This window comes from Streptomyces sp. NPDC093089, from assembly GCF_044754405.1.
Lineage (GTDB): Bacteria > Actinomycetota > Actinomycetes > Streptomycetales > Streptomycetaceae > Streptomyces.
Genome location: NZ_JBIVPA010000009.1, coordinates 214,979 through 227,107 on the forward strand (window position 1 = coordinate 214,979; position 12,129 = coordinate 227,107).

12 protein-coding genes are annotated in these 12,129 nt (G+C 72.4%); 6 read left to right on the forward strand and 6 right to left on the reverse strand.

The genetic code is table 11. The features are described from left to right. Positions 1-66: 66 nt before the first annotated feature. Positions 67-858: a metal-dependent hydrolase gene (locus ACIQFX_RS22405; RefSeq protein ID WP_402466084.1), complete on the reverse strand. Its 792-nt coding sequence runs from the start codon at positions 856-858 to the stop codon at positions 67-69. A 132-nt stretch (positions 859-990) separates the two neighbouring features. Here ACIQFX_RS22405 and ACIQFX_RS22410 point away from each other — a divergent pair, with 132 nt between their 5' ends. Both ACIQFX_RS22410 and ACIQFX_RS22415 read left to right on the forward strand, forming a co-directional pair. Further along, complete coding sequence (locus tag ACIQFX_RS22410; protein WP_402466086.1) at positions 991-3,504, forward strand: DEAD/DEAH box helicase; 2,514 nt, start codon at positions 991-993, stop codon at positions 3,502-3,504. Between the two features lie 23 nt (positions 3,505-3,527). Further along, positions 3,528-4,391: an acyl-CoA thioesterase gene (locus ACIQFX_RS22415; RefSeq protein ID WP_402466088.1), complete on the forward strand. Its 864-nt coding sequence runs from the start codon at positions 3,528-3,530 to the stop codon at positions 4,389-4,391. Between the two features lie 10 nt (positions 4,392-4,401). Here ACIQFX_RS22415 and ACIQFX_RS22420 read toward each other — a convergent pair whose 3' ends face one another. Then, on the reverse strand, positions 4,402-5,472 hold the full coding sequence (locus ACIQFX_RS22420) for an RNA ligase (ATP) (RefSeq protein WP_402466090.1): 1,071 nt from the start codon (positions 5,470-5,472) through the stop codon (positions 4,402-4,404). 94 nt (positions 5,473-5,566) lie between these two features. After that, positions 5,567-5,815, reverse strand: a complete 249-nt coding sequence (locus tag ACIQFX_RS22425; RefSeq protein WP_402466093.1) for a DUF6011 domain-containing protein — start codon at positions 5,813-5,815, stop codon at positions 5,567-5,569. Positions 5,816-5,850: 35 nt separating this feature from the next. On the opposite strand from ACIQFX_RS22425, the gene ACIQFX_RS22430 reads away from it, so the two are divergent. Together ACIQFX_RS22430 and ACIQFX_RS22435 are read left to right on the forward strand one after the other, a co-directional pair. Continuing rightward, positions 5,851-6,333, forward strand: coding sequence for a glutathione peroxidase (locus tag ACIQFX_RS22430; RefSeq protein ID WP_402466095.1), 483 nt, complete (start codon positions 5,851-5,853; stop codon positions 6,331-6,333). An 85-nt stretch (positions 6,334-6,418) separates the two neighbouring features. After that, positions 6,419-7,117: a putative protein N(5)-glutamine methyltransferase gene (locus ACIQFX_RS22435; protein WP_402466545.1), complete on the forward strand. Its 699-nt coding sequence runs from the start codon at positions 6,419-6,421 to the stop codon at positions 7,115-7,117. 94 nt (positions 7,118-7,211) lie between these two features. Here the strand turns inward: ACIQFX_RS22435 and ACIQFX_RS22440 are convergent, their stop codons facing one another. Continuing rightward, positions 7,212-8,585: a cytochrome P450 gene (locus ACIQFX_RS22440; RefSeq protein ID WP_402466098.1), complete on the reverse strand. Its 1,374-nt coding sequence runs from the start codon at positions 8,583-8,585 to the stop codon at positions 7,212-7,214. A gap of 248 nt (positions 8,586-8,833) precedes the next feature. On the opposite strand from ACIQFX_RS22440, the gene ACIQFX_RS22445 reads away from it, so the two are divergent. Further along, complete coding sequence (locus ACIQFX_RS22445) at positions 8,834-9,301, forward strand: VOC family protein (RefSeq protein WP_402466101.1); 468 nt, start codon at positions 8,834-8,836, stop codon at positions 9,299-9,301. A gap of 6 nt (positions 9,302-9,307) precedes the next feature. On the opposite strand, the gene ACIQFX_RS22450 is transcribed toward ACIQFX_RS22445, so the two are convergent. Beyond that, entirely contained in the window at positions 9,308-10,522 is a 1,215-nt protein-coding gene (locus ACIQFX_RS22450) for an acyl-CoA dehydrogenase family protein (protein ID WP_402466103.1), read from the reverse strand. Between the two features lie 163 nt (positions 10,523-10,685). Here ACIQFX_RS22450 and ACIQFX_RS22455 point away from each other — a divergent pair, with 163 nt between their 5' ends. After that, positions 10,686-11,333 carry a TetR family transcriptional regulator gene (locus ACIQFX_RS22455; protein WP_402466106.1) on the forward strand — a complete coding sequence of 216 codons (648 nt, stop codon included), beginning with the start codon at positions 10,686-10,688 and terminating at the stop codon, positions 11,331-11,333. A 173-nt stretch (positions 11,334-11,506) separates the two neighbouring features. Here ACIQFX_RS22455 and def read toward each other — a convergent pair whose 3' ends face one another. Next, positions 11,507-12,067, reverse strand: a complete 561-nt coding sequence (def, locus tag ACIQFX_RS22460) for a peptide deformylase (RefSeq protein WP_402466108.1) — start codon at positions 12,065-12,067, stop codon at positions 11,507-11,509. Positions 12,068-12,129 lie beyond the last annotated feature (62 nt).

Genomic DNA, 12,129 nt, shown 5'->3' on the forward strand with positions numbered 1-12,129 from the left:
ACCGTAGCCCCGCTCCGCGCTCCGTCCACCGCCGTCGCTCCCTTCCCTGGATGACGTGCTCGGGTCCTAGAAGAACCCGAGCGCCGAGGCGCCGCCGACCCCGCCGAGGAGCATGAAGGCGGGCATGAGGACCTTCAGCTCGACCCAGCTGCCGGCGCGGAAGCGCATGGCCTTCGGCGGGCCGATCGGGTACCAGCGCTTGCGGCCGACCGGGATGGGCCACAGGATCGGGCAGCCGGAGACGGTGAGGGCGTCGCCGATGTCGTGGACGAGGGCGCCGAGGACGATCGGCAGGCCGAGCCACAGGTACTCCTGGCCGGGGCCGGTGAAGAACCAGTCCGCGCCGTTGCCGGGCTTGTCGAGGACGCCCGCGAGGATCCAGGCGCTGGTCGCGCCGAGCAGCCAGACGAGGACGTCGCTGGACATCCGGGCGGCCCGCCACAGCAGGCCTTCCACAGCCAGGACCAGGTGGACGAAGAGGATGGCGAGGACCGCCCACCGGCCGCCGGTGACCGCGGCGACGGAGGCTCCGGCGCCGATGAGGACGGCCCAGAGCCAGGTGTGGGTGAGGGTCCGGTGGCCGCCCGACCTGCGCGGGTCGGCGCTGGAGCGGGTGGCCTTGTAGACGGCGTACGACAGCTTGTCGACGACCTCGCAGAGGCCCCGGGAGACGGGGCCGAAGGCGCGCGAGATGGTGGCGGACTTGTGGTCGAGGTCGGGGGCGAGGGCCGCGCCCGCGCAGATGAGCGCGCCGACGACGAGCACCGGCCAGGGCATCGGCCGGTCGAAGGCGGCCGCGGCCGCTCCCACGCCGAGCCAGGCCGCCGCTCCGGACAGTGAGTGTGCCGGTCCCATCATGGTCGCTGCCGCCCCGTTCCTCGTGCGCCGGCGCTCAGTTGACGACCGGTCGACGGACGAGCCTATCGCCCGTGATCACGACGGCGGGCGGCCGGTTCCCTCATCGGAGCGGAATGCGGGCAAGATGGGGTCGTGACCCTTATCGATCAGCTGCCGCCGACCGCCGACCCCGACGCCCTCTTCGAGGCCTTCTCCTCCTGGGCCGAGGATCGGGGCATCACGCTCTACCCGGCCCAGGAAGAGGCGCTGATCGAGGTCGTCTCCGGGGCCAACGTGATCCTGTCCACGCCCACCGGTTCCGGGAAGTCGCTGGTCGCGGCGGGAGCGCACTTCACGGCGCTCGCGAACGACCAGGTGACCTTCTACACCGCGCCGATCAAGGCGCTGGTCTCGGAGAAGTTCTTCGACCTGTGCAAGCTCTTCGGCACCGAGAACGTCGGCATGCTGACCGGCGACGCCTCCGTGAACGCGGACGCCCCGGTGATCTGCTGCACGGCGGAGGTGCTGGCCTCCATCGCACTGCGGGACGGCAAGTACGCCGACATCGGCCAGGTCGTGATGGACGAGTTCCACTTCTACGCGGAGCAGGACCGCGGCTGGGCCTGGCAGATCCCGCTCCTGGAACTGCCGCAGGCGCAGTTCGTGCTCATGTCGGCGACGCTCGGCGACGTGTCCATGTTCGAGAAGGACCTGACCCGGCGCACGGGCCGGCCGACCTCGGTGGTCCGCTCGGCGACCCGGCCGGTGCCGCTGTCGTACGAGTACCGGCTGACGCCGATCACGGACACGCTGACCGAGCTCCTGGAGACCAAGCAGGCGCCGGTCTACATCGTGCACTTCACGCAGGCGCAGGCCGTCGAGCGCGCGCAGTCGCTGATGAGCATCAACATGTGCACGCGCGAGGAGAAGGACAAGATCGCCGAGCTGATCGGCAACTTCCGTTTCACCACCAAGTTCGGCCAGAACCTCTCGCGTTACGTCCGCCACGGCATCGGCGTGCACCACGCGGGCATGCTGCCGAAGTACCGCCGGCTCGTGGAGAAGCTGGCCCAGGCGGGCCTCCTGAAGGTGATCTGCGGGACGGACACCCTGGGCGTGGGCGTGAACGTGCCGATCCGCACGGTGCTCTTCACGGCGCTCACCAAGTACGACGGCAACCGCGTGCGCACCCTGCGCGCCCGTGAGTTCCACCAGATCGCGGGCCGGGCGGGCCGCGCCGGCTTCGACACCGCCGGCCTGGTCGTGGCGCAGGCCCCCGAGCACGTCATCGAGAACGAGAAGGCGCTCGCGAAGGCCGGCGACGACCCGAAGAAGCGCCGCAAGGTCGTCCGCAAGAAGGCCCCCGAGGGCTTCGTGGCCTGGAGCGACACCACCTTCGAGCGGCTGATCGAAGCCGAGCCCGAGCCGCTGACCTCCCGCTTCAAGGTCACCAACATCATGCTGCTCTCGGTGATCGCCCGGCCGGGCAACGCCTTCGAGGCGATGCGCAAGCTCCTGGAGGACAACCACGAGCCGCGCAAGGCGCAGCTGCGGCACATCCGCCGGGCCATCGCGATCTACCGCTCGCTGCTCGACGGCGGCGTGGTCGAGCAGCTCGCCGAGCCGGACGCCGAGGGCCGCACGATCCGTCTGACGGTCGACCTCCAGCAGGACTTCGCGCTCAACCAGCCGCTGTCGACGTTCGCGCTGGCGGCCTTCGACCTCCTCGACCCGGAGTCCCCCTCGTACGCCCTGGACATGGTGTCCGTCGTCGAGTCGACGCTCGACGACCCGCGCCAGATCCTCGCCGCCATGCAGAACAAGGCGCGCGGCGAGGCCGTCGGGCGGATGAAGGCGGACGGCGTCGAGTACGAGGAGCGGATGGAGCGGCTCCAGGAGATCTCGTACCCGAAGCCGCTGGAGGAGCTGCTCTGGCACGCGTACAACGTCTACCGGAAGTCCCACCCGTGGGTCGGCGACCACCCGGTGTCGCCGAAGTCGGTCATCCGCGACATGTACGAACGCGCCCTGACCTTCACGGAGTTCACCTCCTGGTACGAGCTGGCGCGGACCGAGGGCATCGTCCTGCGGTACCTGGCGAGCGCCTACAAGGCGCTCGACCACACCATCCCCGACGACCTGAAGACCGAGGACCTGGAGGACCTGATCGCCTGGCTGGGCGAGATGGTGCGCCAGGTCGACTCCTCGCTCCTGGACGAGTGGGAGCAGCTCGCCAACCCGGAGGTCCAGACGGCCGAGGAGGCCCAGGAGAAGGCCGACCAGGTCAAGCCGGTCACGGCCAACGCCCGCGCCTTCCGGGTCCTGGTGCGCAACGCCATGTTCCGCCGGGTGGAGCTGGCCGCACTCGACAACGTCGACGCGCTCGGCGAGCTGGACGCCGAGTCCGGCTGGGACGCGGACGCGTGGGGCGAGGCGATGGACGCGTACTGGGACGAGTACGACGACCTCGGTACGGGTCCCGACGCGCGCGGCCCGAAGCTGCTCGCCATCGAGGAGGACGCGGCGCACGGCCTGTGGCGCGTCCGGCAGACCTTCGCCGACCCGAACGGCGACCATGACTGGGGCATCAGCGCGGAGGTGGATCTCGCGGCCTCCGACGAGGAGGGCCGCGCGGTGGTCCGCGTGACGTCCGTCGGACAGCTGTAGCCACCGCCGAAGGAGACTCTTCCGTGACCAACCCCGCCGAGAGGCTCGTGGACCTGCTCGACCTGGAGCAGATCGAGGTCAACATCTTCCGCGGGCGCAGCCCGCAGGAGTCGCTGCAACGGGTCTTCGGCGGGCAGGTCGCCGGGCAGGCCCTGGTGGCGGCCGGCCGCACCACCGAGGGCGACCGGCCGGTGCACTCCCTGCACGCCTACTTCCTGCGGCCCGGCAGGCCCGGCGTGCCGATCGTCTACCAGGTGGAGCGGGTGCGCGACGGCCGGTCGTTCACGACCCGCCGGGTGACGGCGATCCAGGAGGGGCGGACGATCTTCAATCTGACGGCCTCCTTCCACAAGCCGGAGGAGGCGGGTTTCGAGCACCAGCTGCCGCCGCGCCACCTGACCGACCCGGACAGCCTGCCGAACCTCGCGGACGAGATCCGCGAGCACCTCGGCGCCCTCCCGGAGGCCCTGGAGCGCATGGCGCGCCGCCAGCCCTTCGACATCCGCTACGTCGACCGCCTGCGCTGGACCCAGGAGGAGGCCAAGGGCTCGGACCCGCGGTCCGCCGTGTGGATGCGGGCCGTGGGCCCGCTCGGCGACGACCCGCTCGTCCACACCTGCGCCCTGACCTACGCCTCGGACATGACGCTCCTGGACGCGGTGCGCATCCCGGTCGAGCCCCTGTGGGGTCCGCGCGGCTTCGACATGGCCTCGCTCGACCACGCGATGTGGTTCCACCGTCCCTTCCGCGCGGACGAGTGGTTCCTCTACGACCAGGAGTCCCCGATCGCGACCGGCGGCCGCGGGCTCGCCCGCGGCCGCATCTACGACCGGGAGGGCCGCCTCCTGGTGTCGGTGGTCCAGGAGGGCCTGTTCCGGAAGCTGTAGCCCCGCCGCGTCACTCGTACTCGGTGGCGCCCTTACGGGTCAGATAGGCCGGGCTGACCGCCTTGGCGATGGCGCGGCCGCCGGTGACCGGGCTGTACCTCTCGGTCGCCGGCCGGATGACCACGCCCTCCCGCAGGTGCGTCTCCCGGCCGGAGACGGTCTCGCGTCCGCTCGCGTGCGCCAGGACCGTGTCCAGGTCGTACGGGCCCGCGTACAGCCGCGGCACGAGCGGCACCTCGCCGGGCTCCAGGACCTCGGCCGGGTCGAGCCAGCGGACCCGGCCGTCGATCTCGGCGGACACGTCGAAGAGCGCGTACCCGACGGTCTCGGAGCGGGCGTCGGCGCCGTAGGCGAGGTCCTGCACGCCGGAGCCGTACACCTCGCCGAAGAGCCCGACCCGGCGGGCGCCGAGGCGCTTCGCCAGCCGCTCCGCGACGGCCGCCAGGCCGTGGCCGTGGACGGCGCGCCAGTACAGGTTGCGCGGGTCCTCCTGGAGGGCGAGGCCCTTGGACCCGAATCCCTTGGAGGACACCTGCACGCGTCCGTCCTCGGCGCCGTAGGTCAGCAGGCAGGCGGTGCCGTGCAGCTTCTCGGTGAGGACGACGGGCTCGCCGGGCTCGAAGACGTCCGGGTAGCGCTGGAGGTTCTGGATGTCGACCCAGGGCAGCAGGTCGGGCGCGGCCTCCACCTCGCCGCTCATGGTCGGCGGTATCGGCGGCACCCACTTCACGATCCCGAGCCGCTCCGCGAAGTCGGTCCCCTCGGCCGCCGCCCGCTCCAGGTCGACTCCCGCGAGCCCTCCCGGCCTGCAGACGATCCCCTGCGACAGCTCCCCGCGCAGGCGCACCGCCTTGACCCGGTCCGCGTTCCCTCCGGCGAGCCGCCCGGTCAGCCCCAGTTCGTCGATCAGCGCAGCGGGCAGCACGGCCTGCTCGGGGATGTAGACGGCGGCGTCGCCCGTCGTGAACGCCCCCTTGGCGACGACCGCCCGGTAGAGGCCCACCTGGGCCAGTTCCAGGGCGTCGGCGTTGGGGTGCGGATGGACGGTCAGGACTTCGGCGGTCACGCGCAGGGTGGACATGTTCGGCTCTCCGGTCGCTCGGGTCTCGGTCTCATCGCCGCCCACTGTGCCGACCCGTATTTCCCCTGGGCGATCCATTTCCCGCCTGGTAGCGTCACCCGGCTCCGGTCCCCCGCGCCCACGGCTCCTGGTCGATCCCCGGGAGCGTGTCCTGCGCCACCTCGTGGCGGCGGGTGCGGATGTCGGGGGCCGGCGGATGGAGTTTGGCGTCGCAGGTGGGGCCGAGGCCGGTGCGCCGGGAGCCGGCTCCGGTGAGGGGGCGGCCGCAGAGGCGGCAGTGCACGCGGCGCGGCCGCTCGTCCGGTGCGGAATCGATCGCGATTGCCAGTGGTTCGTCTCCCATGCTGAGATCAAACCCCATTCCGACGAGGAGCAGCCATGAGCCTGTACGACATCCCGCTGAAGAACCTGGCCGGCGAGCCGGTCTCCCTTGCCGACTACAAGGACCGCGCGGTCCTGGTGGTGAACGTCGCCTCCAAGTGCGGCCTCACCCCGCAGTACGCCGGTCTGGAGCGGCTGCAGAAGGAGTACGGCGAGCGCGGCTTCACCGTGCTCGGTGTGCCCTGCAACCAGTTCGCGGGCCAGGAGCCCGGCAGCGCCGACGAGATCGCCACCTTCTGCTCGGCGACGTACGGCGTCTCCTTCCCGCTCCTGGAGAAGACGGACGTCAACGGCGACGGCCGCCACCCGCTCTACTCGGAGCTGGTGAAGGTCGCCGACGCCGAGGGCGAGGCCGGCGACGTGCAGTGGAACTTCGAGAAGTTCCTCATCGGCCGCGACGGCGAGGTGACCCGCTTCCGCCCGCGCACCGAGCCGGAGGCCCCGGAGGTCGTCGCGGCGATCGAGGCCCAGCTTGTCTGACCCGGGGATCGGCACGGGGGCCGGCACGGGCGTGGTCGAGCGGCTGCGGGCCGCCGGCTGCGTCTTCGCCGAGGAGGAGGCGGAGATGCTCCTCGCGGCTGCGGCAGACCCCGCCGAGCTCGACGCGATGGTCCGGCGGCGGGCCGAGGGCCTGCCGCTGGAACACGTCGTCGGCTGGGCCGAGTTCGCCGGGCTGCGGATCGCGGTCGACGGCGGCGTCTTCGTGCCCCGGCGCCGTACGGAGTTCCTCGTCGGGCTCGCGGTGGAGCGGGCCCGGCCGGGGGCCGTCTGCGTCGACCTGTGCTGCGGCTCGGGCGCGGCGGGCGCGGTGCTCCTCGACCGGGTCTCGGGTGCGGAGGTGCACGCCTCGGACATCGAGCCGGCGGCGGTGCGCTGCGCCCGCCGGAACGTCGAGCCGCGCGGCGGCCGGGTGTACGACGGCGACCTGTTCGCGCCGCTGCCGGCGGAGCTGAGGGGCCGCGTCGAGATCCTGGTCGCCAACGTGCCGTACGTACCGACGGAGGAGATCGGGTTGCTGCCGCCCGAGGCCCGCGACCACGAGCCGCACGTCACGCTCGACGGCGGGTCGGACGGTCTCGACGTGCTGCGGCGGGTCGCCGCGGGCGCGCCGGAGTGGCTCGCGCCGGGCGGGCACCTGTTCGTGGAGACCAGCGAGCGGCAGGCCGAGTCGGCCGCCGCGGTGATGTCCGCGTCCGGCCTGGTGCCGGAGGTCCTCACCTCCGACGAGTGGTGGGCGACGGCGGTCGTCGCGACCCGGCCGTAGCGGGCGGTCACCCGACGCCGTGGCGGACGGTCACCCGACGGAAGCGGCCCGGTCCCCCCCTGACGGGGGCCGGGCCGCTTCCGTATCGGGCCGTCTACGCCGTCCTGGGCACCAGGCGGCAGCGGACCGGGCCCTTCGCGAAGAGCGTGATCGCGGAGCCGACGGGCACCTCGGTGTCGACGGCCTCGAAGTCGTACTTCTGGAGCAGCATCGACAGGGCGATCACCGACTCCAGCATCGAGAAGTGCTGTCCGATGCAGGCGCGCGGGCCGCCGCCGAAGGGGTACCAGGCGTACCGGGGACGCGCCGCCTCCGCCTCGGGCGTGAAGCGGTCCGGGTCGAAGCGCTCCGCGTCCTCCCAGTAGGCGGGGTGCCGGTGGGTGACGTACGAGGCGACGATGACGTCCGCGCCGGCCGGGATGGCGACGCCGTCGACCACGGTGGCGGCGACGGCGCGGCGCCCGATGGCCGGGGCGGCGGGGAAGAGACGCATGGTCTCCTTGAGGACCCGGGTGACGTAGGGCAGTGCGTCGAGGTCGGCGGCGCCGGGGGTGCGGCCGGCGAGGACCCGGTCGACCTCCTCGTGGGCCCGCTTGAGCGCCTCCGGGTGCTTCCCGAGCAGGTGCAGCGCGAAGCCGAGGGAGGTGGCGGTGGTCTCGTGCCCGGCGAGCAGGAAGACGAGGACCTGCTCGCGGAGCTCGGTGGCGTCGAAACTGCCGTCCTCGGCGCTCTCCGCCTCGACGAGGAGCGTGAGCAGGTCGTCGCCGTCACCGGGGGCGCGGTCCGCGGCGCGGCGCTCGGCGATGATCCGGTCGCAGACCTGGTAGAGCGCCTCGTGGACGGCGGCGGCCTTGCGGTTGGCGGGGGTGGGCCAGTCGCGGGGGAACTTGAGCGGCGCGTAGCCGCGGCTGAGCACGTAGGCGGCGAGTTCCGGGAAGCTGCGCTCGACGATCTCGACGGCCGCGTCGACGTCCGTGCCGAAGAGGATGCGCGCGACCGCGCGGAGCGCGAGGCGGGTCATCTCGTGGAGCACGTCGACGGTCTCGGCGCCGCCGTCCCGCCATTCGCCGGTGAGGGTGGCGACCTCGGCGGCGACGGCCGCGGCGTAGCCGTCGACGCGGCGCTTGGTGAAGAGGGGCTGGACGAGCCGGCGCTGGCGCAGGTAGTCCTCGTCCTGGCTGGTGAGCAGGCCGTTGCCGAAGGACTCGCGGATCTCCTGGTAGAAGGCGTTGTCCTTGCGGAAGTTGGCCGACTCCCCGGCGAGGACCTGCTGCGCCCCCTCGGCGGAGAAGACGCCGTAGACGGTGGCGCGGACGCCGGGCGGGCCCGCGTTGATCCGTACGACGTCGCCGTGTTCGCGCCGGGCGCGCAGGAAGGTGCCCAGCGCGTCGTTCTTGAGGTCGAACATGGAGCCGAGCAGCGGGAGTCCCGCGAGTTCGGGTGCTTCGGTCCCTGTGGTGATGGCCATGAACGGTTCCCCCTCGATCGTCGCCTGCGCAGCGATTCTCCCCGACGGAGTGACGCACGGATAGGGATGATCGAACAGCGGACCGCATTCGGCCCGTCGGCTCGATCCGGCCCGCCGTCGGCGACGTCGGGCCCGCACGATCCGGTCGGTTGCCTGCGCCGTCCGGCCGACTCGACCCGGCCCGCCGTCGGCGGCGTCCGGCCAACTCGATCCGGTCGGTTGTCGGCGCCGTCTGGCACGCTCGCCCCATGGAACGCCCCGAGCTGACCCTGCAGCTGACCATCGACTGCGCGGACCCCCGGCGCCTGGTGCCCTTCTGGCTGGACGCCCTGCGCTACGTACCCGAACCGCCGCCCGCCGGGCACGCCACCTGGCGGGCGTACTGGCGGGCCGTGGGCGTCCCCGAGGAGGAGCTGGGCGACGGCGCCGGGGAGCTCCCGGAGTCCATCGTCGACCCGAAGGGCCTAGGCCCCCGGGTCTGGTTCCAGCGCGTCCCGGAGCCCAAGACCGTCAAGAACCGCCTCCACCTCGACCTGAAGGTCGGCGGCGGCCGCGAGGTCCCCCTCGCCCTCCGCCGCGCACGCGTGGACGGCGAGGTGGCCCGGCTGACGGCCCTGGGCGCCACCGTCCTGTACGCGATGGACGAGCCGGACGGCATGGACTACTACGCGGTGGTGCTCCAGGACCCGGAGGGCAACGAGTTCTGCCTCGTGTGAGGGCGGCTACTTCGCCAGCGCGCGGCTGATCACCATGCGCTGGATCTCGCTGGTGCCCTCGAAGATCGTGTAGATGGCGGCGTCGCGGTGCATGCGCTCGACCGGGTACTCGCGGGTGTAGCCGTTGCCGCCGAGGATCTGGATGGCCTGGCCGGTGACCTGCTTGGCGACCTCGCTGGCGTAGAGCTTGGACATGGAGCCCTCGGCGGCCGTGAAGGGCTTGCCGGCGGTCGCCATCCACGAGGCGCGCCAGACCAGGAGGCGGGCGGCGTCGATCTGGGTGGCCATGTCGGCGAGCTGGAAGGCGACGCCCTGGTTCTCGATGATCGGGCGGCCGAACTGGACGCGGGTCTTCGCGTAGTCGAGGGCGACCTCGTACGCGGCGCGGGCGGTGCCGACGGCCATCGCGCCGACCGCGGGGCGGGAGGCCTCGAAGGTGGCCATGGCGGCGTTCTTCACGCGCTCGCCGCCCGCCTTGGCCTTCTCGCGGGCGCGGGCGAGGCGGTCGTCCAGCTTCTCCTTGCCGCCGAGGAGGCAGTGGCCGGGGACGCGGACGTCCTCCAGGACGACCTCGGCGGTGTGGGAGGCGCGGATGCCGTGCTTCTGGAACTTCTGGCCCTGGGACAGGCCGGGGGTGTTCGGCGGGACGATGAAGGAGGCGTGCCCCTTGGAGCCGAGCTCCGGGTCGACGACGGCGACGACGACGTGGACGTTGGCGATGCCGCCGTTGGTCGCCCAGGTCTTGGTGCCGTTGAGGACCCACTCGTCCTTGGCCCCGTCGTACACGGCCCGGGTGCGCATCGAGGCGACGTCGGAGCCGGCGTCGGGCTCGGAGGAGCAGAAGGCGGCGACCTTGACGTCGTTCGCGTCGCCGTACATCTGCGGGACCCAGGTGCCGATCTGCTCCTCGGTGCCGTTGGCGAGGACGCCGACGGCGGCGAGGCCGGTGCCGACGATGGAGAGGGCGATGCCGGCGTCGCCCCAGAAGAGCTCCTCCATCGCCATCGGGATGCCGAGGCCGGTCGGGTCGAAGAACTGCTGGGCGTAGAAGTCGAGGGAGTAGATGCCGAGCTTGGCGGCTTCCTGGATGATCGGCCAGGGAGTCTCCTCACGCTCGTCCCACTCGGCGGCCGCGGGGCGCATCACGTCGGCGGCGAAGCCGTGCAGCCAGTCGCGGACCTGCTTCTGGTCCTCGTTGAGTTCGAGCGTGAACTCGCCCATGTGCCCTCCCAGCGGTACGTTACTTGCGGTAACAGCAGTATGTTACCGGCGGGTAGAGGCTGTCAACCAGCAGCGGAGCACTTCGGCCCGACCGACACCGGATCCCGGCCGGGTGTTACGTTGCGACAGCCTCACGGAATCGCACGGGCGGGGAGACACGCTTATGGACATCACACACCGGACCACCGACCGGCAGACGCCCGCCGAACAGCGACGCCGCGAGCTGCTGGAGGCGGCGGACCGGGTGGTGCTCCGCGACGGCCCCAAGGCGTCCATGAACGCGATCGCGGCGGAGGCCGGCATCACCAAGCCGATCCTCTACCGCCACTTCGGCGACAAGGGCGGCCTCTACCGCGCCCTCGCGACCCGGCACACGGACGCGCTCCTCGCCGCCCTGCGGGCCGCGCTCGACGCCCCCGCCGACCGGCGCCGCCGCGTCGAGGCCACCCTCGACACCTACCTCGCCTCGATCGAGGCGATGCCCCAGGTCTACCGCTTCCTCATGCACCCCGCGGAGGAGTCGCACCAGGCCGAGCAGGGCTTCGACGTCGGCCGCCACTCGGCCCCGCTGCTGCGCCGCATGGGCGAGGAGCTCGGCCAGGTCATCGCCGAGCGCGTCGACCTCGGCCCCGCCGCCGAGGCCCAGGCCCGCATCTGGGGCCACGGCATCGTCGGCATGATGCACGCCGCCGGCGACTGGTGGCTCGGCGAGCGCCCCTGCTCCCGCGCCGACCTGGTCAAGAGCCTGGCCGACCTCCTGTGGGGCCGTCTGGCCGAGGCCGACGACCTCGCGGGCGGGCCCGGGTTCTGACCGCGGCGGGCCGGACCGGGCCTCCCGGCCCGGCCGACCGGCCGGCCCTCCAGGACGGACGCCCTGGAGCCCACTCAGGCCTCCAGGACAGACGTCCGGGAGCCGGCTCAGGCCTCCAGGACCGACACCCGGCAGCCCGCCCAGCACTCCGGCACGGGCGCCCGGCAGCCCGTTCAGCCCTCCAGGACCGACGCCCGGCCGCCCCACGACTGCTTGCGGATGGTGCGCAGGAGACGTGACTTGCGCCACCCCGTGACGTGGTCCGCGTAGACCCCGCCGTCGAGGTGGTCGACCTCGTGCTGGAGGCAGCGGGCGAAGAATCCCGTGCCGTCGATCCGTATCGGGGCACCGTCCAGGCGTACGCCCTCGACGACCGCGCGGTCGTGGCGGGGCGTCGGCGCCTCCAGGCCCGGCAGCGAGAGGCAGCCCTCGGGACCCCGGATCACGTCGCCGTCCGCCTCGACCAGCCGCGGGTTCACCACGTGGCCGAGGTGACGGACCTCGTCGTCGTCGGGGCAGTCGTACACGAAGACCCGCAGGCCCACGCCGACCTGGTTCGCCGCCAGGCCCACGCCGTTCGCCGCGTACATCGTGGCGAACATGTCCTCGACGAGCCGGGCCAGTTCGGGTCCGAAGTCGGTGACGGGCGCGCAGGGGGTGTGCAGCACGGGGTCGCCGAGCAGGGTCATCGCTCGGACGAGGCCGGAACTGCCGGGGATGGGCCGGTTTCGCATGGCCGTAAGGGTACGGTCCCTGTGACCTCCCGGTTTCGGGCGGGCGCTCGACGGTGCCGTGT